Source organism: Bartonella sp. OC16QHHD (assembly GCF_042194035.1).
Lineage (GTDB): Bacteria > Pseudomonadota > Alphaproteobacteria > Rhizobiales > Rhizobiaceae > Bartonella.
In genome coordinates this window covers 34,666-58,127 of record NZ_JBHIMJ010000007.1, presented here as the reverse complement: position 1 = coordinate 58,127, position 23,462 = coordinate 34,666, and the positions used below count along the sequence as shown (strand labels likewise).

19 protein-coding genes, 1 tRNA gene and 1 pseudogene are annotated in these 23,462 nt (G+C 35.0%); 11 read left to right on the top strand and 10 right to left on the bottom strand.

Annotated elements, in window-relative coordinates:
* The first annotated feature begins 73 nt into the window (after positions 1-73).
* The 5 genes from ACFIK1_RS01255 (at position 74) to ACFIK1_RS01235 (ending at position 3,226) form a co-directional block, all read left to right on the top strand.
* Positions 74-868: a hypothetical protein gene (locus ACFIK1_RS01255; protein WP_375661896.1), complete on the top strand. Its 795-nt coding sequence runs from the start codon at positions 74-76 to the stop codon at positions 866-868.
* The gene (locus ACFIK1_RS01250; RefSeq protein ID WP_375661895.1) at positions 865-1,407 is read left to right on the top strand and encodes a hypothetical protein; all 543 of its coding nucleotides are present in this window, start codon (positions 865-867) and stop codon (positions 1,405-1,407) included. The genes ACFIK1_RS01255 and ACFIK1_RS01250 overlap by 4 nt, the downstream gene beginning before the upstream one ends.
* Positions 1,404-1,859, top strand: a complete 456-nt coding sequence (locus tag ACFIK1_RS01245; protein WP_375651248.1) for a hypothetical protein — start codon at positions 1,404-1,406, stop codon at positions 1,857-1,859. The genes ACFIK1_RS01250 and ACFIK1_RS01245 overlap by 4 nt, the downstream gene beginning before the upstream one ends.
* Before the next feature lie 75 nt (positions 1,860-1,934).
* On the top strand, positions 1,935-2,183 hold the full coding sequence (locus ACFIK1_RS01240) for a hypothetical protein (protein WP_015857131.1): 249 nt from the start codon (positions 1,935-1,937) through the stop codon (positions 2,181-2,183).
* Positions 2,184-2,185: 2 nt separating this feature from the next.
* Positions 2,186-3,226, top strand: coding sequence for a tyrosine-type recombinase/integrase (locus ACFIK1_RS01235; RefSeq protein WP_375661894.1), 1,041 nt, complete (start codon positions 2,186-2,188; stop codon positions 3,224-3,226).
* An 82-nt stretch (positions 3,227-3,308) separates the two neighbouring features.
* On the opposite strand, the gene ACFIK1_RS01230 is transcribed toward ACFIK1_RS01235, so the two are convergent.
* Positions 3,309-3,383, bottom strand: a tRNA-Gln gene (locus ACFIK1_RS01230).
* Between the two features lie 877 nt (positions 3,384-4,260).
* Here ACFIK1_RS01230 and ACFIK1_RS01225 point away from each other — a divergent pair.
* Positions 4,261-4,863 carry a superoxide dismutase gene (locus tag ACFIK1_RS01225; protein WP_375661893.1) on the top strand — a complete coding sequence of 201 codons (603 nt, stop codon included), beginning with the start codon at positions 4,261-4,263 and terminating at the stop codon, positions 4,861-4,863.
* An 82-nt stretch (positions 4,864-4,945) separates the two neighbouring features.
* Here ACFIK1_RS01225 and ACFIK1_RS01220 read toward each other — a convergent pair whose 3' ends face one another.
* On the bottom strand, positions 4,946-7,039 hold the full coding sequence (locus tag ACFIK1_RS01220) for a S9 family peptidase (protein ID WP_375661892.1): 2,094 nt from the start codon (positions 7,037-7,039) through the stop codon (positions 4,946-4,948).
* An 854-nt stretch (positions 7,040-7,893) separates the two neighbouring features.
* Here ACFIK1_RS01220 and ACFIK1_RS01215 point away from each other — a divergent pair.
* Positions 7,894-8,331: a MucR family transcriptional regulator gene (locus ACFIK1_RS01215; RefSeq protein WP_012754848.1), complete on the top strand. Its 438-nt coding sequence runs from the start codon at positions 7,894-7,896 to the stop codon at positions 8,329-8,331.
* Positions 8,332-8,429: 98 nt separating this feature from the next.
* On the opposite strand, the gene ACFIK1_RS01210 is transcribed toward ACFIK1_RS01215, so the two are convergent.
* Both ACFIK1_RS01210 and ACFIK1_RS01205 read right to left on the bottom strand, forming a co-directional pair.
* On the bottom strand, positions 8,430-8,840 hold the full coding sequence (locus tag ACFIK1_RS01210; protein WP_375611146.1) for a SufE family protein: 411 nt from the start codon (positions 8,838-8,840) through the stop codon (positions 8,430-8,432).
* 108 nt (positions 8,841-8,948) lie between these two features.
* A pseudogene (locus tag ACFIK1_RS01205) lies at positions 8,949-9,324 on the bottom strand (DUF5330 domain-containing protein).
* 1,054 nt (positions 9,325-10,378) lie between these two features.
* Here ACFIK1_RS01205 and ACFIK1_RS01200 point away from each other — a divergent pair.
* Positions 10,379-11,212, top strand: coding sequence for a peptidoglycan-binding protein (locus tag ACFIK1_RS01200; protein WP_375636199.1), 834 nt, complete (start codon positions 10,379-10,381; stop codon positions 11,210-11,212).
* A 97-nt stretch (positions 11,213-11,309) separates the two neighbouring features.
* On the opposite strand, the gene ACFIK1_RS01195 is transcribed toward ACFIK1_RS01200, so the two are convergent.
* The 5 genes from ACFIK1_RS01195 to ACFIK1_RS01175 all read right to left on the bottom strand — a co-directional run bounded on the left by ACFIK1_RS01195 (position 11,310) and on the right by ACFIK1_RS01175 (position 17,060).
* A complete protein-coding gene (locus tag ACFIK1_RS01195) occupies positions 11,310-11,498 on the bottom strand; it encodes a hypothetical protein (RefSeq protein ID WP_375661891.1) in 189 nt (62 codons plus the stop codon).
* 624 nt (positions 11,499-12,122) lie between these two features.
* On the bottom strand, positions 12,123-12,263 hold the full coding sequence (locus tag ACFIK1_RS01190; RefSeq protein ID WP_375661890.1) for a hypothetical protein: 141 nt from the start codon (positions 12,261-12,263) through the stop codon (positions 12,123-12,125).
* A 718-nt stretch (positions 12,264-12,981) separates the two neighbouring features.
* Positions 12,982-15,648 carry a pyruvate, phosphate dikinase gene (gene ppdK / locus ACFIK1_RS01185; protein WP_375661889.1) on the bottom strand — a complete coding sequence of 889 codons (2,667 nt, stop codon included), beginning with the start codon at positions 15,646-15,648 and terminating at the stop codon, positions 12,982-12,984.
* Between the two features lie 172 nt (positions 15,649-15,820).
* On the bottom strand, positions 15,821-16,477 hold the full coding sequence (locus ACFIK1_RS01180; protein WP_375661888.1) for a DsbA family protein: 657 nt from the start codon (positions 16,475-16,477) through the stop codon (positions 15,821-15,823).
* 82 nt (positions 16,478-16,559) lie between these two features.
* Entirely contained in the window at positions 16,560-17,060 is a 501-nt protein-coding gene (locus tag ACFIK1_RS01175; protein ID WP_375638055.1) for a DUF721 domain-containing protein, read from the bottom strand.
* Positions 17,061-17,263: 203 nt separating this feature from the next.
* Between ACFIK1_RS01175 and mutY the strand changes: the two genes are divergently transcribed.
* Entirely contained in the window at positions 17,264-18,322 is a 1,059-nt protein-coding gene (gene mutY / locus ACFIK1_RS01170; RefSeq protein ID WP_375620664.1) for an A/G-specific adenine glycosylase, read from the top strand.
* A gap of 755 nt (positions 18,323-19,077) precedes the next feature.
* Here mutY and ACFIK1_RS01165 read toward each other — a convergent pair.
* Positions 19,078-20,166 (bottom strand): site-specific DNA-methyltransferase, encoded by a 1,089-nt coding sequence (locus tag ACFIK1_RS01165; RefSeq protein ID WP_375661898.1) that lies wholly within the window; start codon positions 20,164-20,166, stop codon positions 19,078-19,080.
* Between the two features lie 371 nt (positions 20,167-20,537).
* Here ACFIK1_RS01165 and ACFIK1_RS01160 point away from each other — a divergent pair, with 371 nt between their 5' ends.
* A complete protein-coding gene (locus ACFIK1_RS01160) occupies positions 20,538-21,233 on the top strand; it encodes an HAD family hydrolase (RefSeq protein WP_375661887.1) in 696 nt (231 codons plus the stop codon).
* A 1,781-nt stretch (positions 21,234-23,014) separates the two neighbouring features.
* Positions 23,015-23,371, top strand: coding sequence for a hypothetical protein (locus tag ACFIK1_RS01155; RefSeq protein WP_375661886.1), 357 nt, complete (start codon positions 23,015-23,017; stop codon positions 23,369-23,371).
* Positions 23,372-23,462: the final 91 nt, after the last annotated feature.

Here is a 23,462-nt window from a genome sequence, read left to right as displayed (position 1 = left end):
CCTTTCCTAACACTTTCAACACATGCGTGATTCACGCCACGGGTGGATTGTACGCAAATCAAGGAAATAAACCATGGAAAAGAAATACGAACTTACTGATGAAACAACTGAGGTTGATGGCAAAACTCTCCACCGCATTCGTGCCTTACGAGACTTTGGTGGTATTAAAGCAGGCAGCCTAGGCGGTCTTATAGAGCATGAAGGCAACTTATCCCATGAGGGCAATTGTTGGATTTGGTATAAGGCTTGTGTTTTTGGAGATGCCCGTGTTTATGGCAATGCACTTGTTTTCGATGAAGCGCGCGTTTACGGTCGTGCAGAAATTTATGGAGAAGCAAAAGTTTACGGTGATGCATGCATTTACGGCAGGGCAGAGGTTTACGATTGTGCACGCGTTTTCGATGAAGCACGTGTTTACGGTAAGGCAGAGGTTTACGGTTATGCACGCGTTTACGATTATGCAAAAGTTTTAGAAAATGCACATGTTTACGGTTATGCATATGTTTCCGATAAGGCAGAAGTTTATGGCAATGCAAAAATTAAAGACGGGCATGTAGGCGATAGTGCAAGGATTTATGGTGATGCTAAAATTTATGATCATGCAGAAGTTTACGGTAATGCATGCGTTTCCCATAATGCAGAGGTTTATGGTTATGCCAAGGTTTTTGGTGATGCCTTGGTTTTTGGCAATGCACATGTTCATGGGCGTGCAAAAGTTTACAATGATGCACGCATTTACGATGAAGCACGTGTTTACGATAAGGCAGAAATTTACGGAGAAGCAAAAGTTTACGGTGATGCAGAAGTTTACCGTAGCGCACACGTTGATGACTATAACGCCATATCAACTGGAGAAAAGACCAGATGAAAAAATATGAACTGACAGATAAAACAATCGAAGTTGGGCGCAAAACGCTCCGCTGCATTCGTGCATTGAGAGATTTTGGGAACGTCAAGCAAGGTGATCTTGGCGGCTATATCGAGAAAGAAGACAACTTATCGCATCATGGTAATTGCTGGATTGGGGGTTATGCCAAGGTTTATGATGATGCTAAGATTTACGAAAATGCACAAGTTTACGGTTATGCACATGTTTACGGCAATTCTCGTATTTATGGCAACGCAGAAGTTTTCGATGAACCATGCATTTACGGTCATGCAGAAGTTTACGGTGATGCATATATTTGCGGTGAACCGCACGTTTTTGATAATGCAGAAGTTTATGGCAATGCACAAGTTTACGGTGAGGCATACATTTACGATAGGGCGCGTGTTTACGGCAATGCGCAAGTTTACGGTGATGCGCATATTTACGGTCATGCAAAAATTTACGGTGAAGCATGTGTATGTTGGGACGACTGGATTGATGACGATAGAAGAATCTCAACTAGAGAAAAAACCAGATGAGAAAATACGAACTTACTGATGAAACAATAGAGTTTGATGGATACATTACGCTTTACCGCATCCGTGCATTGAAAGACTTTGGAGATGTAAAGGCAGGTGATCTTGGCGGCTTTATAGAGCATGAAGACAATTTAAGTCATGAAAACGATTGTTGGATTTATAATGATGCCAAGGCGTATTTGTTTGCCAATATTTACGATAGCGCTAAGGTTTTTGATAACGCACAAGTTGCTTATAGTGCAGAGATTTTTGGAAATGCAAAAATTTATAATAACGTCAAAATATATAGAGGTCATATTTTTGGAAGCGTAGAAATTTATGGAAATGTGGTTATCGATAATGATTCAAGAATTTATGGCGATACAAAAATTTATGATAATTCAGAAGCTTGTAAACGAACTATGACCGCCCAGAACGGCGACTCTTCAGCAAAAGACGACATTCCTTTCTAGCAACACAAACAAAATTTTAACACCAGCGTGATTCACGCCACGAGTGAATTACATCTAAAATGAAGGGGAATAAACATGCCACACCGCCCACCTACTATCACGCAACCAGCTATTGCTCGTGCTTTAAGAGAAGCTAAAAAACAAGGATGTGAACTCATAGAAATCAAACCTACAGGGGAATTATTAATTCATATCAATAAAACCATAACACCAACAACGACAGATAATACTTATAGCATTGACGATTTTCCACCACTTGAAAACGAGCAAGAAGACTACGAGACCAGCAAAAGCTGCCCCTCTGTCGACGGTATAAAGTTTTAGCCATGCCAAAACGCCGTCCACTGCATCTTGTTCGTGAACGTACACGCCATGGTAAAGTTATATGGTATGTACGTATTGGTCATGGACCACGGTTTCGGATTGAAGGAACCTATGGAACGCAAGAGTTTGTTGATAATTATACGCTGGCTATTAAACAAGCTCAAAATGGCTCCTCCAAAACAAAGAGGCGTACCAGACTCACAGAAGGGTCTTTCGATTGGTTGCTGCATCAGTATTTACAAAGCATGCAATGGCATAATCAATCAGAATCCACTAAAAAAGTTAAATATCGAATTCTGAATAATGTTTCTAAACATATCGGTGATCGTGCATATAAAAGCATAAACAAACAACACATTCTTGAAGCCGTAGACAGAAGGCGAGAGACCCCCGCGGCGGCAAAACATTTTTTGACCTCTTTAAACGGTCTCTTTAATTGGGCGGTTGATAATGCCCTTTTAAATAGAAATCCTGCCTTTAATATAAAAGCACCAAAATCTTTAAACAGTGAGGGATTACTGCCATGGCTAGAAGAGGACATAGACAAATATTATCACCGTTGGTCACATGGTACACATGAACGCGTCTGGATTGATGTTCTTCTTTATACAGGCTTGCGTCGTGGTGATGCCGTTCGTATCGGCTGGCAAGATATCACAACAGATAATATTATTCATTTAAAAACAGAAAAGAGCCAATTTAAAACAGATGTTTTTCTCCCGATTTTGCCAGAACTCGCAGAAACACTTAAAATTGGACCTATTGGAGATGAAACATTTATTTGCAGTAAAGAAGGTAAAAAACTGACCAAAGAAAGTTTTGGTAATCTGTTTCGTAAAGCATGTAATGCAGCAGGTATTAAAAAATCAGCGCATGGATTGCGAAAATCAGCAGCAACACGTGCAGCAAATGCTGGTGCGACAGTTTCGCAAATGAAAGCGCTTTTTGGCTGGACAGAAGATAACATGGCATCCCTCTATACCAAAACAGCCGATAGAAAACGACTTGCAATAGAAGCAATCAAAAAACTTCAAAAAAGTTAGGGATAGGTGGAAAATAAGTTAAAAGAATCGACGGAATCAAAATTCCCGAACTTTTATATAACCTATTGATTTAATTAAATATTGGCTGGGGTACCTGGATTCGAACCAGGGAATGCCGGTACCAAAAACCGGTGCCTTACCACTTGGCTATACCCCAAAAAAACACGCTTTATAGCGACGTCTTGCACTTTATAGCGATTCCTGTGATTGGACGCAATATCTGAAAATCAAAGACTTTACTTTTTTATCATAAAATTTCTGAGTTTTGTATGGCATTGCCATCGATACAAATTCGTAGCAGAAACTGATATACAGTTGTGATTTTAACATAAGAAAAAACCATTTATCCATCAATTATTTTGCTCTTTGTATTGATTTTCTAGGAACAGAAAATGAAAATCTTGCAGTTTACTCATGTATCTAATAAATTTGCATATGATTTACTTTTCTTGATATATTAAAATCCCATCTTGCTCAATTTAAGAAAAAAGCTGTCACCAAATTGGCAATCGGTAAGTGTATAATAGTGCTGCTGTGCTCTTGCATTAAGCATAAAGATGGTAATGTCCACTAATTTTTACATTATATTATTCATGGGTAGCACCATAAAATAAAATCAAGCACATTGAAAAATATTTCCTAAAAAATAACACTTAATATTCTGTTGAAAACATTATGATACACCAATAAACTGGAAGAGTTTTGCAAAAATTAAAAACATTTTATATGGTATTTGAAAAAATAGAGATACAAAAACAAGGAATAATAACTATTTCCATTTACTTTTTATTCAAAAGATAATGATATTTATTACCCACTCATAGATGTAAAAAAATCTTCAGAAGCAATCTTTATGTAGACCAATACCCTTTTTGATTGATGAATATACATTTCCTAAAAGCTTCTTTTACAAAAAGAGAAACATTAAAACTATTTCATACAAACTAGGTATTCAACATTTGCTTTTAAATGCGGTAAATGGCAAATTAGGCTTATGAAATAAGCTTAACAATTAGAATCGAGGAGATTTTTAAATGGCTTTTGAATTGCCCCCGTTGCCTTATGATTACGATGCCCTTTCGCCTTATATGTCACGCGAAACGCTTGAATATCATCATGATAAGCATCACCTTGCTTATCTTACCAACACCAATAATTTTGTGAAAGAGTTAGGCTTAGAAAATGAAAGCCTTGAAGATATTGTTAAAAAAAGTTTTGGAAAAAATATTGGTTTGTTTAATAATGCAGCGCAGTATTACAATCATAACCACTTTTGGCTTTGGATGAAAAAAAATGGTGGTGGCCAAAAACTTCCTGAAAAGTTAGCAAAAGCTATTGACGCTGATCTAGGTGGTTACGACAAATTCCGCGCTGATTTTATTGCTGCTGCTAGTGCCCAATTTGGTTCTGGATGGACATGGGTTGCTATTAAAGATGGCAAGCTTGAAATTATGAAAACGCCTAATGGTGAAAATCCCTTAGTGCACAATGCTCGCCCTATTTTGGGTGTCGATGTGTGGGAACATTCCTATTACATTGATTATCGCAATGCTCGACCGAAGTACCTCGAATCCTTTGTAGACCATTTAATTAATTGGGACTATGTTTTGGAACTTTATGAAGAATGTGAATTTTAAACTATCTAGATAATTTTTTAGTGTATGAAAGTCTCTATAATCCAATAAATTATCGGAGACTTTCATACAGAAGTATTATGGATTAGCAAAAGTCTTTTCCTGCTATCTTTAGAATATATGCATAGATATAGGCAACTTCTTCTAGCTTTGAAAAACGTCCAGCTGCACCAGCGTGCCCTGAATCCATATTAATACGTAATAAAACTGCATTATCGTCTGTTTTTAGGTCTCGTAATTTTGCCACCCATTTTGCAGGCTCCCAGTAAGTTACACGAGGATCTGTTAATCCTGCCATCACAAGTATAGGGGGATAGTTTTGAGCTTTGACATTATCGTAAGGGGAATAGGAAGCAATAAGCTTATAATCTTCTTCTGATTCAAGAGGATTCCCCCATTCGGCCCATTCTGGAGGTGTGAGTGGCAATGAAGCATCTAACATTGTCGCTAAGACATCAACAAAAGGCACATTCGCTACGATCCCAGCAAAATCCTGGGGAGCTATATTGGCAATGGCTCCCATCAACATCCCCCCTGCTGAACCACCATGAGCAATCAGCCGGTCGTGAGAAGTGAATTTATTGTTTACAAGGTAACGCCCACAAGCAATAAAATCTGTAAATGTATTGTGCTTAAAGAGATGCTTTCCTTTCTCATACCACTCTACTCCCTTTTCTTTTCCTCCACGAATATGAGCAATCGCGTAAATAAAACCTCTGTCTACTAGAGAAAGTACATTACTATTGAAACTGGCAGGAATAGAGATCCCATAAGCACCATAACCGTAAAGCAGACAAGGCGCACCACCATCAAGGAGAGTGTTTTTGTGGTAAAAAAGTGAAATAGGAATCTTCTCACCATCGTCTGCTATTGCTGTAATCCGTCGTGTTACATATGCATCTTTATTATGCCCAGAGGGAATTATTTGCGTTTTTAAAAGCATTCGTTTACAATTTTTCATCTCATAATCAAACACTTGATCAGGTGTTGTCATAGATGAATAGGAAAAACGAATAGTTGGACTGTTATATTCTGCAACTCCTTGCAAACTTAAAGAATAAGCCTCTTCAGTAAAAGCAATGGAATTCACTTGTTTAGTGGTACGTTCCATCACTTTTATACGTGGAAGCCCCTCAAAACGTTCGATCCAGACAAGAAAATCTTGATAAGCATCATGGGATAATATTAGGCACCCAAGCTGATGTGGGACAAACTCAGACCAATTTTCTGATTGTGGAGATGTATATGGCGCTACCATAATTTTGAAATCTTTTGCATTATCTAAATTGGTCAGAATATAAAAGACATCACCACCCTCTGTAAGTGAATATTCAATACCTTTTTGTCGTTTCCGTACACATTGGGGAACAGTAAAAGGCGCCTCAGCAGGAATTAACCAGATCTCGGATGTTTCATGATCATGAATATTAATATAAATAACATCATTAAGCTTAGAACCGCTTACATCTAAGAAAAAACCTGGATTGTCTTCACGAAAAATAAGCTTATCTTGTGATTGATATGTGTTTAATTGGTGATAATAGAGCTCTGAAGGTCGGTGTTTTTTATCCATCTTAGTATAGAAAAAACCTTCAGATCTAGCATCCCATACAATTTGACCAGATGTATCAGTAATTGTGTCCATACAGTCAGACAATGTCTCAAAATTACGAATTTTAGCTGTATAGAATTCTGATCCTTTGTCATCATAGGTCCATACCACATGTGTATGGTCAGGAGATTCTTGAACTGAACCAAATTTGAAATATTCTTTGCCTTCTGCCAAGACATCACCATTAAGGTACACGTTTTTTTCTCCGCCATTCCTTGGTGTCCGAAAATAATGTGGTTGTTGGCCTCCGGTAACATAAGAGAATCCGTAAGCAAAAGGACCATGTTTTATAGGAACAGAACTATCATTCTCTTGGATCCTGTTTTTCATTTCGGTAAAAAGCAAATCTCGTAATGGTTTTGTATCAGCCATTTGAGCTGATTGATAAGCATTTTCTTTTTCAAGATAATGTCGAATATTGGGATCAAGACAGTTAGGATCTTTAAAAACATCTTGCCAGTTAGACGCACGTAGCCAATGATAGGGATCATCACGAAAAATACCATGATATATTTCCTTATGAGTGATTCTAGATGCTTTGGGAGGAATTGCAAAAGTGCGAGTCATACACAATCCTATATTAAAATATGTTAATAGCTTCGTTTATATGTTAGAATCACAATGATTGATGCAAGTGTAAAAATCTATAAGTTCTATTCACTTGCAAAAATAGCACCATGATAATTTTTAAAACTAATACCTTTCTGTTCATTACATATCACAGCTATTGTTTTCTAGGGATATAACACCACTTTTATAATGAAAGTGACTGGTAAAACAATTAAACTATTAGAAAAAGAATTGATTTTTTTTGAAACAGTATAATCGCATAATTTTACAGAGAGGAATAAATATATCTAAAATATTATTATTACTGTATAAAAAATAAAAATGTCCTATCTCCTTTTAATGAATAATTTTATATTATAAATAATACTATTATGTCATATTTATAATACATCATGTTTTTTATTATTAAATTTTATAAATATAAATAATAAAAATGAATTTAAAACTTATTAAACATAAACTTACTAAACTATAAGTATTCAAAAAAAATATAATAATTTATATATTATATTTTTATAATTAGTAATTTTATTTTTACGTTCTCAAAAAAAATAAATAAATTTTATCATATATTTTTTTATATTTGTGATGTATTATATATTATGTATGATATGTTATAGGATAAAAATATATTTTAGCATGTAATAATTTCGTTTTTCTTATTGTATATTATGACAAAAAATGGGTATTTATTTGATTTTTTTGTGTTTTGGCAATTTTATAGAATAATTGAATTGACAAAAAAGATTTTTGTACAATATGAAGCTCATGTGCATGAGATCTTTATATCATGAGTATATGCACTATATCTCGATTTTGAATTACTCAATTTTAAATTAAAGGAAACAAGAATGGAACATCGTGCAGTCTTAGAGACTGAAAGCAATTTAGTTATTACATTGGTTGCTGATATTGTTGCTGCCTACGTGAGTAATAATTCTATTCGACCGACTGAAGTGCCAAGTTTAATTGCTGATGTCCATGCTGCTTTTCGTAAAGCAGGGAATCTAGAGTTAACAGAAGTCGAAGTTGAAAAACAAAGGCCTGCCGTTAATCCGAAGCGTTCAGTATTTCCTGATTATCTCATTTGCCTTGAAGATGGAAAGAAGTTTAAATCTCTAAAGCGTCATCTCATGACACATTATGGAATGTTGCCAGAGGAATATCGTGAAAAATGGCAGTTAGATAGTTCTTATCCTATGGTGGCGCCTAATTATGCAAAAACACGATCGGCTTTGGCCAAAGAAATGGGGCTTGGACGCAAAAGCAAACGGAAAAAAACTAAATAATCTTATTTTGCGAAAAAATGGTTTCATGTATAAAGTTGATTTTAGTATACATGTTTTGTGTGAAGCTTTTGTATATATAGCAATTTCTACCAAGGGGATTACATATAGCTTTCGTTACGAATCCGTTTAATCATTGATTTCAGACCATTTGATCGTTGTGGTGTAAGATTTTCATTTAAACCAAGTTTTTCAAAGAGCTCTTGAGCATCAGAATTGCGAATTTCAGAAGCTTTTTTGCCTGAATAAAAAGCAAGAAGTATGTAAATGAGTCCACGCACAATATGAGCATCGGAATCACCTTGAAACGTCAATATTGGATCTTTTGAGTTATTACGTGAAGATAAAAGCCACACTTGGCTAACACAACCAGGAACTTTGTGAGCATCGTTTCGAGCGCTTTCTGGAAAAGGTGGCAATTCATAGCCAAGCTCGATGACATAACGATAACGATCTTCCCAATTATCCAAAAGCGAAAAGTTTTCTATAATATTACCGATTGTTTCCGCCATTATTTTAGTCCTGTTTCGTTTGAATAATCATTCTTGAATACACTTATAAAAAATAAATATTTATTCTTCCTAACATAAATAACACGAAGAACGTTAAAAATCCTTATTTCAAGATAACATTGCATGGTTTTGTAAGAACTCTTGTATTTCGATTTTGTAAGAAACATTAGGGGAAGTCTCTGATATCATTTTTGTTTCCTAATATGTTCCCTAAATATTCATAAGCAGCTCTTGCACCGTAATATGCGCGCTCGCCAAGTGAACTTAAAAAGGATTTTCCTACTTTGCAGGTTTTTATATTACGGTCACAAAATGCGCCTAAGTCATTTAAGGCTTCCTTAAAAGCAATAATCACATCGCTCGTTGTTGTCTCATTATTTTGGGGGCTAGAAGAATGGTTACTGCTTGGATCTGCTACAAAAAATGAAATAATGACAAAAATAAAAAATAAAAAAAATGATAATTTGATTAAAAAACGTATCATGGATAATCAATGTACCGCAGTGGTCAATACAATAAAAGAAGCATTTTATACACTGTTGCTTTATAAACAATTTATAAAATGTGCTTTTTATAAAATTGAGTATTCATGTATTGGATCTATATCATTGGCTTTTTTATAAATATGGCACAATTCCGCTGTATAAAATGGGATACATTGTCTATTCAGTAAAAAATTAACATCAAAATTATACACTTACAAGCTGGTCATGTTAATGAACATACTATGATAAAAAATGAGAGAGATAATCATGTTGTGTACATAATTATTTTAAATAATAGTCCACCATCTTAGCTTAGTTGAAAAGGCTAAAAAGAGTAAAATTCTGTTATTCTGACTCTAGTGTCGATAAAATATTTATATTATCTATAAAATTTTTACTGGAATGTTATGAAAATGGTCAACATGTCGATAAAAACATCAAAAAAATAACTGCATCTCTTATGATTACATCTCAAGCCAGTTTTTTTCTATAACATTGTAAACATCAATTTAATTGATACTTATGAAAATTATTTAATAGAAGGAATTTATACCAAAATATAATACTATTAAGAGATAATTATTCTTACCAAACCGTTTATGGATCAGTAACCATCTATATGTAAATTATAAAGAATAGATAACGATTGTCATCTTTTTAGCGTTATAGGCAAATATTTTCAATTTTATTTTAAATAATAGGCAAACATATGGCACAAAATGAAGAATAACGTGGCATTATTGTTTAGATAATTATATGTGATAATGCAGTTTGCAAACACCAAAATGATCTTGAATGCTAATCATTTGGTGCTCTCTTTATACACATTAAAGATTTGTAAAAAAATGAAATGAATAAAAGTTGGTAAGAACTCTTGTTGATTTATCAACTTATAAATTGATATAATGAAGCTGCTCATTCTAGGAGTTTGAAAGGAAAAATCAATAATGTCAATGCATTTCTCTCTGGCTGGAAGTAAGAACTGATTCATATTCGTTTCCTAATTTATATTTGTTTCTTTGTAAAAAATAAACGCAACTGAAAATAAAAGTAATGGCAACAAAACGAAAGACATACCGAAAAAAAACTGTAAAACACCGTAAATACTACAGTAGTATTGTTATAACACTTCTTCTTATAACTTTTCATTTTATTTTTTGGAGTGCAAAAACTCTTTATTTCTATACACGAAAAAATACTTTATTTTTTGTTGGATTTCTTCTTTTTAGCATTAGTTTTTTATTTATTTCATTTAATGCTTTATTTTCGCAAATGACAACGCATCAAAATATTTTAACTCAAATGAAATTTTCCTCTGTTCAAAGTATAGGTAAGAGCTCTACTTTATCGGAAAAAGAAGAAAAATCACAAGAACTCTCCCGTGTAGCTTCTGTACATTCTCAAAGTCATAACCACACAAATTCACCTTTACCCTCTCAATCAGCAAGCATGCTGGAAAAGCAAAAAGAACTAGCAAAATTAGGATTTTATGATGGTCCATTAGATGGACTGGAAGGACCTAAAACACGCCGAGCCATCACTTTATGGAAACAGCAAACTGCTCAGAGAATGCAAAAGAATGTTCTATCTAATCCCGCAGCAGATGAAATCGCGATATTAATTAAGCAAAGCGAAATAGAAACAAACAATACAAAAAATATGACACACTTAAAAGAAGCTATTTTAGAGCCTTCTGTTGAAGATATTATACAAGTGCAAAAAGCTTTACATATTTTTGGGAATGAGGAGGTTATTGTCACAGGAATAGAAGATCAAAAGACGATAGAAGCCTTAAAACAGTTTCAAAAAATATTTGATCTTCCTGTAACAGGTAAAATTAATCACACAATTTTAATGAAAATGCGTGAAATTGGTTTATTAAATTGAAGCTAATCATAATAATCTCTTAATTTATAATGATAATTCATCTTTCGTTTGTTTAATGCTCCCCTCAAACATTCCTTCATCTCAAGCCCTCTTATATTCAATCAATCAGAATGGTTTTCTTACACATTACATATTGAGCCGTATAATTTGCTTCAAAAAAACCACAACCGATTGCAGAAAAAAGAATATTGCAAAATAGCAAACGCGCTTGTTCTAGCATTTTTATTGCCTCTGATGATAAAAGGACACGAAATTTTTGTAGTATCGTATCACGTAAACCTTTCATATTATCGAACCACGAATTGTCCATATATTATCGTCAATTTGATCTTTATAAATATGATGCAAAGAATTTGTGCAAACACCTGTAAGGATAAGTAGACATAAAGCTAGTTGTGTTATGGTTGTTGTTTTGCAAAGTGTCTGATAAAAAACCGGCACTTCTCTCTAATCTACTGCTGGAAAGTTATGTGTTTTATGACATTGTCTTCTTAAGAGAGCGTGTGTGTTTAGTATTGCCTATAAATCAACATCCAAACCTAACGCAGCAGTATGTTTGAAACAAATGTTAAGACAGTTTAGTACTTCTCTCAGCTGTTATAGCTTTTGTATGCCAAATGGAGGCAAGAATATTGCGCATCTCTGTTTGTATAATCTCTTAAAACAGGAAAACAGCCTAATTTGGGAAGAATATGAAAATTTAAGGTAAAAACCAGTTTTCATCTTTGCCATTTCCTTTTAATTCAGCTTTACGCCTTTCAAAGACATCTAAAGCAATATCTTTAAAATAACGGAGATTACCTATTGCCTCATGCTCTTATTTATCACATGTCTTTTTAGTCTCACTCCCCCTCACCTAAAACAAAATGTCCCAAACGGAATATACTTGGATTGCCATTCACGGGCTTTCTTAAAAAACATCTCTAAAGCACCCAAAACCACTTCGCAACAACGCCCGTGAATAATAATAGCAAGGCCCCCCCACAACAACTGCGCGACAGCGCACATCATCTTTACGCTTGTGAAGAAGCACGCCGGCACCATTACACACTGTACCTACCTTCAATTTGTGATAGCTCTCACTTGAGATGATTTATAAGAGGCATATCCTTGCTTTATTTTTTTATCCACAGACGCTCATCCCGCCTGTAACATACAAAAAACATGGTTTTGATTGATTCATTATAAAAGAAGTCGAAATAAGAAGATCTTATGATATTTACAGCTTTCATTCAATATGAGAAATAAAAAATTATCTTTATAAATCAATAGATTGTGTAACTTTGATATTCCTTTATAAATGTAAAGATGGGAGTGCATAATGGAGTTTATAAATTTTGGGAAGATTTTTATAAACTTACGGGGAGTTTTACATAATCCCCATTCCACGAATATCAATGTGAAATGGAGCATCCACTGAGAAATGTCTATCTCAAACAGCATGATGTGCAAAAAAAATGCATTTGTTTGGAGCATTCTATTTTGCGTGAGGAGCTCATTCCCCTATAAAAAAGCAAACGCATAAATTGACTGCACAATAACACGTTTCTCTCTATCAAGAGGTTCGCCAATAGAAAGTAGTATTAATAATACATCTTTGTCTATCCTGCTTTATATTTTCTCTCATAAACCTCTAAAAAAAACACTTTCTCGCGTAACACAACTTATCGTGCATTTTAGAAGCATTTTTATTCCCTTTATTAAAGAAAATAAAAGAATATATAAAAATTTATTTCAGTAATAACGATACAACAAAAAATATTAACCCATTACATCCTTTTTGCTATTGCGGCCTGAGCTGCTGCTAAACGAGCAATTGGCACTCGAAAAGGAGAACACGAAACATAATCTAGGTTATTTTCTTCGCATAAAGCAATAGAGGCAGGATCGCCTCCATGTTCACCGCAAATTCCCAATTTTATTTTTGCACGCTTTGAGCGTCCACGCTGTGCAGCAATGGTAATAAGTTCCCCTACTCCATCACGGTCAATAGACACAAAAGGATCTTGCTCTAAAAGACCTTTTTGAAAATAGGTTGCCAAAAAAGGAGCTGCATCATCACGGGAAATCCCAAAAGTAGTTTGTGTCAAATCGTTTGTTCCAAATGAAAAAAATTCAGCAGTTTCAGCAATTTCATCTGCTCGAAGCGCCGCTCTTGGAAGTTCAATCATCGTCCCAACCATATATTGAATAGTGCTTCCCTTTTCTTTCATCACTTCCTCAGCAACCTGATCAATACGCGCTTTCACAAAATCGAGTTCAGATTTAAGCGCAACCAGTGGCACCATAATTTCAAGCATAACAGGAGATCCAGATTTTTGGGCAGCTTCTGCTGCTGCTTCAAAAATCGCCCGCGCTTGCATTTCTGCAATTTCAGGATAAGTAATAGCTAAACGGCATCCTCGTAATCCAAGCATAGGATTAAATTCGTGCAACTGCTGAGTGCGTTCAGCAAGCACTTCAGCAGAAACCCCCATAGCTGTTGCAACATCAAGAATTTCTGCTTTCGTTTTAGGCAAAAATTCATGTAATGGTGGATCTAGCAAGCGGATAGTAACAGGTAAACCACACATAATTTCAAATAATTCACTAAAATCTGAACGCTGCATTGGCAAAAGCTTATCTAGTGCTTTACGACGACCACTTTCATCATGACTTAAAATCATTTCACGCATGGCAACGATACGTTCATCAGAAAAAAACATATGCTCCGTACGGCAAAGACCTATACCTTCAGCCCCAAAAGAGCGTCCCATACGGGCATCAGATGGTGTATCAGCATTAGCGCGAACTCTTATACGTCGCATCCCATCAGCCCATTCCATTAATTTTGCAAAGTCTCCGCAAAGCTGAGGCTGCAACATTGCAACTTTCCCTTTGAAAATTTCTCCACTTCCACCATCAATTGTGATAACATCACCTTTTTTTAGGCTTTCTCCTGAGGCAAACAACGTATTTGTGTTATAATCAATCCGCACACTGCCAGCACCAGAAATACATGGTTTTCCCATCCCCCGCGCAACAACAGCAGCGTGACTTGTCATACCGCCACGCGTTGTTAAAATTCCTTCTGCAGCATGCATACCATGAATATCTTCTGGGCTTGTTTCTACCCGGACCAAAATAACTTTGCGACCTTCCGCCGACACAGTTTCTGCCTCTTCTGAAGTAAAAACAATTTCACCAGTTGCGGCTCCAGGAGAAGCAGGTAAACCACGTCCTATAACAAAACGTTCTGCTTTGGGATCAAGTGTTGGATGCAAAAGTTGGTCAAGCGACTTTGCATCAATACGTATCACAGCCTCTTCACGGTTTATTAACCCCTCCTCAACCATTTCAATTGCCATCTTGAGAGCCGCACGAGCCGTGCGTTTTCCTGAACGAGTCTGAAGCATCCATAATTTACCTTTTTCAATGGTAAATTCGAGATCTTGCATATCCCGATAATGCTGCTCAAGATTCTGCGCAATCTGACATAATTTCAAAAAAGCCTCAGGCATAATTTTTTCTAACGACGGTCTATTTGAACCAGCAACAATACGCGCATTTTCTGTAATATTTTGAGGCGTTCGAATGCCCGCCACAACATCTTCCCCTTGCGCATTAACTAAAAACTCACCATAAAGTTCTTTTTTCCCTGTCGATGGATTGCGTGTAAAAGCAACGCCCGTTGCCGAATCTTCTCCCATGTTACCAAAAACCATAGCTTGCACATTAACTGCCGTTCCCCAACTTTCAGGAATGCTATGTAAACGGCGATAAGTAACTGCACGTGCTGTCATCCAACTTGAAAAAACGGCTCCAATCGCCCCCCATAACTGTTGTTCAGGATCTTGTGGAAAAGGGGTTCCTAATTTTTCTTCAACATAGGCTTTATAAGAAATAATAACATTCTTCCAATCATCTGCTGTCATTTCTGTATCAATAGTGTAACCATTGCATGCTTTTACTTCATCAAGAATCTCTTCAAAATACGAATGGTCTAGCCCCAAAACAACGTTAGAATACATTTGGATAAAACGCCGATAACTATCATAAGCAAAACGTTCATTATTGGCTTGTAAAGCAATTGCTTTTACAGTTTTATCATTCATGCCAAGGTTCAGCACTGTATCCATCATCCCTGGCATAGAAGCCCTAGCCCCTGAACGAACAGACAGCAAAAGTGGTCTTTGTTCATTCCCAAATTCACGTCCTGTTTGTTCAGCAACGTATCTTAGTGCTTGCTTAACAGATTCCTGTAGCTCTTCTGGATATGATTTGTCATGGGCATAATAAAAATTACAAACTTCTGTTGTCAACGTAAATCCGGGTGGTACGGGCAAACCAAGATTACTCATTTCTGCCAAATTAGCCCCTTTACCTCCGAGAAGGTTACGCTCACTTGCACTTCCTTCTGCCTTTCCATCTCCAAAACTATAAACCCATTTTTTCACTGTACAAATCCTCCCATATCAGCTTCAAAACATCATTCAACCCAGGCTCACTTAAAAGCAATGATTTGATTCAAAATTGGCTCAACGATATCGCTTCATAAATGCATAATATTAATCCTTCCAAAAGAGATAATGACCAAAAATCACTATCCATCTTCTGGAAGATTAAGATTCAGTTTTTTAGAAAACTATCAATCACCGAAAAAAATTCTTCTACTTTCATGGCACCTTCATATTTACTACCATTAATAAAGAAAGTAGGTGTTGCTGTGACACCAAGCTCTTCACCGCGTTCAAAAGATGCATTTACTTCATCTAAAATGGACTGATTTTTCAAACACGCAGTAAAACTTTCATCTGTAAAACCAGCCATTAAGCCAATTTTCTTCAATGGTGTTAGAGCATTTTTTCCGAAAGCCCATTCATTTTGTTTTTGAAATAAAACTTCTATCAAAGGAAAATAGCGATCTTCCGGTGCACACCGTGCCAACATAAAACCTGCTGTTGCCCGAGGATCAAAAGCATATTCTCGGAAAATAAGTTTTACTTTTCCTGTTTTGATATATTTTTTACGAATTTGGGGAAGTATATCATTATAAAAATGCGCACAATGGGTACATGTCAACGAAGCATACTCAACAATGACGACTGGTGCATCCGCCTCTCCCTCAAAGCGATCCTTTACTTTACCCGATTGGAGAAGCTCTGCCATATCAACAGTTGCCACTGATTTGGGATCACGCGCTAAAGCAACTGTTACACTGTTTTGTACAATCGTTATGAAGAGAAAAATTATCCCGAAAGATAAAAAAGAACGATATTTTACCATAAATAATACTTTTCTGTTGTTATTAACGAATAGGAATCCAATGCTTTCTTATATATTAAAGAAAAATATATAAAATATCTTTCTATTTATTATTTTTTTCCAAAAAAATGCAACAGCCAAGTTGATAAAGTGCTTGGTGCAAACTTTTATCTTCAATTCCTTCAAGCATTTTTTCCACGCATTTTTTGTCTTGTTCACTCAAAGGCGGTTTTAGAGGCAAGTGATTCATAAAAACCGACATACTCCTTTGCTCAATCTTGATGCGATCAATAGCAATATAGCCAAAAAATCCGTTAATTCTATGAAGTAATTCCTCTGTTTCATGCATCAATTTTAACGCAGCAAATCCTTCACATGCGACAACAAGTGTTGCTGGCTGAAAAACTTCATCTTGATCTGCACGACGTTTCCAAATAATTTTAAGCGGCATTGTATGTTCACTGATATCATAGCCCGCAATCTGTGGCCAGTGTTCTATAAGCGCTACATTAAGCCCTGTCCGTTTGCGTAAAACTGGATCAAGTATTTTGTATACCGCCTCAGAAAGAGAATAAAAGATACGTTTTTTAAGTTGTTTTCTCATTTTTAGATCATTGTTCAAGCGCTTACTAAATTAAAATCATTTGTTTCATCTAAAAATTTTTGCCTCCTCAATTTATGAAATATCAACAAAATAAAAAGCCTTTTCTCACCAGAGCCTTGACAATAAAAGAGCAAAAAACATGAATTACAAAATAAATAATTTTTTCTTTTGCATTTTATATCTCCCTATGCTTGAAAGCAATCATGTATGAAATTTCTTCGCACCTCCTTGCTTGGTACGATCAAAATCACAGACATCTTCCATGGCGGATTACCCCTGAAAAGCAAAAACAAGGTATCCGTCCTGATCCTTATCAAGTTTGGCTTTCTGAAATCATGCTTCAACAAACAACCGTTGAAACAGTTAAGCCTTATTTTAAAAAGTTTCTAAAACTATGGCCGGATCTTTCCTCTTTAGCAAAAGCCTCCCAAGATGATATCATGAAAGCATGGGCTGGACTTGGTTATTATTCACGCGCACGTAATCTTAAAAAATGTGCGCGACAGCTTGTTGAAAACTACGCGGGACAATTTCCACAATCTGTAAAAGAATTGCGAACTCTAGCCGGTATTGGAGATTATACTGCCGCAGCCATTGCTGCGATTGCTTTTAACCACCCTGTAGCAGTGGTTGATGGTAATGTCGAACGTGTGGTAGCGCGACTTTTTGCTATCACTTCAATATTGCAAAAAGCAAAAGTTGAAATTAAAGAAAAAACACAAAAAATTACTGCTTTAAATCGTCCTGGTGACTTTGCTCAAGCAATGATGGATTTGGGAGCAACAATTTGTACTCCACGCAAACCATCTTGTTATACCTGCCCTCTTCAATGTTTATGCAAAGCAGAAAAGATGCAACAACCGGAGTCTTTTCCAGTTAAAGCCCCTAAAAAAGAACGCCCTTCAAAAACAGGTATTGCTTTTGTGGTCCTTAATAAAAAGAAACAAATTTATTTGGAAAAACGACAGACGCAAAAGCTCCTTGGTGGAATGACCCAAATTCCTAACAATATTGGCATAAACAACGAAAATGGGCTCCAAAACGCACCCTTTACTGCCAATTGGCAATTCAAAGGACAAATTACGCATGTTTTTACTCACTTTTCTCTAAAACTCGATGTTTACTATACCGAAGATGTTCATGAAATGAATTGTGAAAATGGTTGGTGGTGTAACATTCAACATCTTGCCGAAGAAGCATTACCTACTGTTATGAAAAAAGCCATTTCCGTAGCACTTCCCAATTCTTTCAGATTTAAATAACCTTCCCTATTCATAAAAATGTTTTCTAATGGAGACTTTTGTATCTCTAGCGATCATTTATTAATCTGTAAAAGAAAAATTTTAAAAAATGAAATAACCAATTTTTTCTACAGACAAAAATTAAGGAGGGATAGAAACGCTTAGAAGCTTTAGATTTAAATTTCAGGATCTATCCTTTTTTCGCTTATGACGGAGCAAGTTAGCATCATCGTTATATTTACCAGCCCCCTCAACATCCCTTGGTACGTGAAACGGATTATAAGAGGTACTTTTAGTTCTTTCGTTAACAATTTTTATTCACACGCCAACCCCGTTTATGACAAGCAAGAAAGTAATTTTCATTGATTCAATATGGAACAAATTTGAAATAAGAAAACTTGACGATATTCCGAGGGCATTTCAATATGAGTTGCGCTAAATTATCTTTATAATCAATATATTATATGCACTTTACAGATGTACGTATTCAAAAAAGCACTTAATTTTGAACTTCTGAATGAACCTTTTAATTCTGATATTTCATTTTTATAAGCTTATATTGAAACTTTACTGTTTTGGAACTAAAATCAGAACATAGAGTGAAAATTTCTCATTTTAATTTCTTCTAAAAGAAGCATAAAAATACTCGCTTGTCGCTTACAAGCGAGATTAGTGTGTCAATAAAAAACATCTAAGAAAGGCTAAAACACCCTCACGTCCATCTCAATCAAGATCAGGTACATTGGTGGTCAATAGAATGAAGCGATCAGCTTAATTCATAAAACACCCGTTTTTAACATTTGTGAACGTATGATCATTCTTAAATGATCTATGGACTTCAACCGTCCATTTTCCTCATAATACCAAAAGGTCCAACCATTACAACTCTGCGAATCTTGAGCCTTTCTTCCCATTGCGTGAATTGAGCCCGCTTCACCACCATGCATAATCGTACCATCAGCTCTTACAATAGCAGATACTTGCTTCTTACGATCATACAGAACTTCTCCAGGATAGAGTAAACCTGCTTCAAGCAAACTGTTGAATGCTACGCGCGGTTCTGCTTTTTTTCTATCCAAAATCGCTAGTTCTGGTTGCGCTAAAGGTTGAACCGCCGCAATTCTCTCACATGCTGCATCGATGTAATCTTGCTCGCGTTCAATTCCAACAAAATCACGCCCTAAAAGCTTGGCAACAGCACCTGTTGTTCCCGAACCAAAAAATGGATCGAGAATAACATCACCAGGTTTACTAGAAGCCATAATAATACGCGCTAATAACGCTTGCGGTTTTTGTGTTGGATGTAATTTACGCCCTGAATCATCCTTTAAACGTTCAGCTCCAGTGCAGAGAGGGAAAAGCCAATCTGAACGCATTTGTAGATCTTCATTTGCCGCTTTTAAGGCATCATAATTAAATGTGTACTTTTTATCTTTTTGATCTCGCACGGCCCAAATAAGCGTCTCATGAGCATTTTGAAAACGGCGCCCTCGAAAATTAGGCATCGGATTATTTTTGCGCCAAATAATATCATTAAGCATCCAAAAACCTAAATCTTGTAATGCCGTCCCAACTCGAAAAATATTATGGTAAGATCCGATAACCCAAAGTGTTCCGTTGGGTTTTAATACACGACGACAAGCAAGCAACCATGCACGGGTAAAAGCATCATAAGCAGCAAAACTCTCAAACTGATCCCATTCATCATCAACCGCATCAACAAGCGAATGATCTGGACGATATAAAGCTCCGTCCAATTGCAAATTATAGGGTGGATCCGCAAAAATCATATCAACGGAATGTTTTGGAAGTTTTTCTAGAACGGAAACACAATCTCCTTTAAAAATTTTATTGCGCCATGGCATCTGTGAGGGAGTACGAAGAAAATCTTTTTGAAGCTGAATAACTGTCATGAAAAACCCAACAAAATTAACTGAATTTGCCCTATAATCAACCAAAATAGTTTATAGGCCCGCATTACCAATCCATATTTACAAAATAGCGTAAACGTATCGTTAAAGTTCTACAAAATTGATAATTGTTTTTGTTTTTTTAAGTAAAAAAACTTTCATATGAATGAAACCTTATTTTTCTTTTTTTCAATGTACTGTTCCCATATCTTTTATTTCGTAAAAGAATTAAAAATCATTTTCAAAGCGTATTTTTATGAAATAAGATCCTCTCAATATCGTTTTCATGAAAGTTGTCCATCTCGTAACATGTAAAGGAATATCTTATGCCTCAGATAGATCTTATTATTTTTGATTGTGACGGAGTTCTCGTCGACTCTGAATATCTTGCAGCAAAAATTGGATCTCAATTGCTCAAACAAACAGGATATGAAATATCACCCGAAGAATTGAGTGAGCGTTTTTCAGGGCTTATCTTTCGCGATATTCTTAAACACGTTGAACAGGAAACAGAAAAACCTATTTCTGCTCATCTCATAGATCAAATGACTAATATTTTTCGTACACAAATAAAAACTAAATTACGGGCTATTGATGATGTAAGAGAAGCTGTAGAAATTATCCAAACACGCTATCCCTACTGTATCTGCTCTAATGCAAAAAGCGTAGATATAAAAGAGATGCTCACCACGGTTGATCTCTATGACCTTTTTGAAGGTAAAATATTTTCAGCACCTGAAGTTGGAACAAAAAGAACGAAACCGGCCCCTGATGTTTTCCTTTTTGCCGCACAACAATTACAGGCAGAGCCCCAAAACACTATCGTTATAGAAGATTCACTTCATGGTGTACACGCAGCCATAGCAGCAGGCATGCGTGTCATCGGCTTTACGGGAGGATCACATAGCTATCTTGGCCACTCTAATGCACTTGCAGAAGCTGGTGCAGAAACAGTTATTGCAAAACATGCTCATTTAGGAGAAGTCTTAGAAGCAATGGCAGTATGGCGAGATCTATTATAAAAAATCTCTTGAATATATCAATTTGTAAACTCTTGTAAGAAGCATTTTTATTCAAATGTCCTGCTCTTCTCGCTGCTCCTTTTATAATAACTTCAATAAATGCGCAATTCACGACACGGGTGAATTGCATCTCAATGTGAAGGAAAAATATAGCACCTCATTGAGATCATAAGTCTGTTAACCATTGCACGTACTTAAAAAAAAGCAAAAAACAGGGGTGCAAACTCATAAAAATTAAACCCTGCTTATCTATCTCAAATCCAATATCCCACTCCCAACCACAGCAGCTCATCCTGATAAATTATTATATTTGTCAAAAAAGAAATATTACGATGCCTTGCTCGATAAGATGTGAAAATTGCTAACCTCTTTCATCTGATCAAAAAAACACACACTATGGTAAAATTGTAAGGGATGTGCATATTGATCATGGAAAAAATATTAAAATTCGCGGAATCTATGGAACACAAGACTTTATTGAAAATGACAAATGCGTCCTTGTTGAGTTACAAAGGCTTATATTTACTCAATCCAAATCTCATAAACTTGTTGAAGGCTTATTTACTTTGCTGCTTAAATAGTATTTTAACAGCATCAATTGGTACAACCTCCCTAAGATTACAAAAAACAAAAAGAATACACTCTTATGAAGATGTGCATTTTATAAAAAACATTTCATACCAAGTAATTTACAGACAATATATTGATTTATAATCATAATTTATCATTATTCAAATTAAGCAAAAAAACCGAATATTGTAAGATTCTCTCATTTCAAACCTGGATATGCTGAATTAAATAAATAAAGAAATAAAAATGCCTTTTAATGAATCATCTCAAAAGGCAAAAATTGTAGCAACATTAGAAGCGAGCAAAGTGTATGGCGATGCCATCTTTCTTCTTTATAAACATCAAAGATTCTGATGCCCTAAGAATTTTATATTATGGGGCTTTATCATCATATCTATAATTGCAAAATAGGCTTGAGTACCTTGAGAAGGATTTCTTAAAAAAGCACATAAATATGAAACATAGAACAACGTAAAGAGATACCTGTAGTTGCTCAAAATTTTCTGAAAGCACTTGTATAGATTTTTTAAATAAGTAATGAAATCAGATCTTTTCAAAAGTAATCCAACTTTAGGAAAGACATCCTTTCTAAAAAGGAAAGTGACTTTTCGGTTTGGAAAGAAGAAAATGTTGAAAAATATTATCTAATGCCGATCTTTCAGCACTCATAAATGTCTCTGAATTGATATTCTTCTATACACTGCTTTACATCACATTAATATGCTGTTCACATTGGCGAGAAAAAGATAATATCATTTATCTCTATCCAATTCGAGCTCTACTTTATACTATGAGTGAACTGTATATTTTTATTATATATAACAACTATTGTAAATAATAAAAATTTATCGCGTCCATTTATATTTGAATTATTAATATTAATTTTTATAAATACATCATAATTTTCATATTTTTTATTATCTATAAATGTATTAAAAAAATAATATTAATATCATTTTATAAAAATTATGCGATCACCACATGTTATTTATATATAACACATAACGAAATATTTCATAAAATTTTAAAAAATATTTTTGTGATTATTACTGTTACATTTTTACAATAATGTTTATAAAAAATATATTTATATTTTTTATATGTATTTTTATTATTGACTAATAATACATATTGAAATATATAGTGTGAGATATATAAACATTATGTATATTTTATTACATATATAAATTAAAAATATTTGAGGTAACATTATGGTGAAAATATTTAAAAATTATATCTTAAGCATTTTTATAGCGAATGCTTTTTTTATTTCACAAACTGTAAATGTTAATGCAAACTGTTTGAAAAACGATATTCCAAAAGAGGAACTTTCTGTCTTACCAATGGAACAAGTAAAGTATGCGAAATCCAATGTAGTTTCTAAGACTGCTTTCTATGTTCCATCTGTAAGTTATCAAACAGAAAATGGAACAACAGGTGAAGGGAAAATTGAAAAGGTCGTTGAGCCTATAACTATCGGAATAGGAATATTGTCTGCTGGATATGTAATAAACCTTATAGGATCGATAATAAGTTGGATAAAGGACATAATGTTGATGTTCAAATGATTCAACCTCGTCTGGAACTCTAGAGCAACGTATTCATTATGTGTCTCTGGTTTATTGTAAATAATTACATAATAAAGTTTCTATTGCTATA

What these genes read in the sequence shown, in the direction of transcription:
- ACFIK1_RS01255 (WP_375661896.1), top strand. Translation starts at nt 74, where the DNA reads ATGGAAAAGAAATACGAACTTACTGATGAAACAACTGAGGTTGATGGC.
- ACFIK1_RS01250 (WP_375661895.1), top strand. Translation starts at nt 865, where the DNA reads ATGAAAAAATATGAACTGACAGATAAAACAATCGAAGTTGGGCGCAAA.
- ACFIK1_RS01245 (WP_375651248.1), top strand. Translation starts at nt 1,404, where the DNA reads ATGAGAAAATACGAACTTACTGATGAAACAATAGAGTTTGATGGATAC.
- ACFIK1_RS01240 (WP_015857131.1), top strand. Translation starts at nt 1,935, where the DNA reads ATGCCACACCGCCCACCTACTATCACGCAACCAGCTATTGCTCGTGCT.
- ACFIK1_RS01235 (WP_375661894.1), top strand. Translation starts at nt 2,186, where the DNA reads ATGCCAAAACGCCGTCCACTGCATCTTGTTCGTGAACGTACACGCCAT.
- ACFIK1_RS01225 (WP_375661893.1), top strand. Translation starts at nt 4,261, where the DNA reads ATGGCTTTTGAATTGCCCCCGTTGCCTTATGATTACGATGCCCTTTCG.
- ACFIK1_RS01220 (WP_375661892.1), bottom strand. Translation starts at nt 7,039, where the DNA reads ATGACTCGCACTTTTGCAATTCCTCCCAAAGCATCTAGAATCACTCAT.
- ACFIK1_RS01215 (WP_012754848.1), top strand. Translation starts at nt 7,894, where the DNA reads ATGGAACATCGTGCAGTCTTAGAGACTGAAAGCAATTTAGTTATTACA.
- ACFIK1_RS01210 (WP_375611146.1), bottom strand. Translation starts at nt 8,840, where the DNA reads ATGGCGGAAACAATCGGTAATATTATAGAAAACTTTTCGCTTTTGGAT.
- ACFIK1_RS01200 (WP_375636199.1), top strand. Translation starts at nt 10,379, where the DNA reads ATGGCAACAAAACGAAAGACATACCGAAAAAAAACTGTAAAACACCGT.
- ACFIK1_RS01195 (WP_375661891.1), bottom strand. Translation starts at nt 11,498, where the DNA reads ATGAAAGGTTTACGTGATACGATACTACAAAAATTTCGTGTCCTTTTA.
- ACFIK1_RS01180 (WP_375661888.1), bottom strand. Translation starts at nt 16,477, where the DNA reads ATGGTAAAATATCGTTCTTTTTTATCTTTCGGGATAATTTTTCTCTTC.
- ACFIK1_RS01175 (WP_375638055.1), bottom strand. Translation starts at nt 17,060, where the DNA reads ATGAGAAAACAACTTAAAAAACGTATCTTTTATTCTCTTTCTGAGGCG.
- mutY (WP_375620664.1), top strand. Translation starts at nt 17,264, where the DNA reads ATGTATGAAATTTCTTCGCACCTCCTTGCTTGGTACGATCAAAATCAC.
- ACFIK1_RS01165 (WP_375661898.1), bottom strand. Translation starts at nt 20,166, where the DNA reads ATGCCATGGCGCAATAAAATTTTTAAAGGAGATTGTGTTTCCGTTCTA.
- ACFIK1_RS01160 (WP_375661887.1), top strand. Translation starts at nt 20,538, where the DNA reads ATGCCTCAGATAGATCTTATTATTTTTGATTGTGACGGAGTTCTCGTC.
- ACFIK1_RS01155 (WP_375661886.1), top strand. Translation starts at nt 23,015, where the DNA reads ATGGTGAAAATATTTAAAAATTATATCTTAAGCATTTTTATAGCGAAT.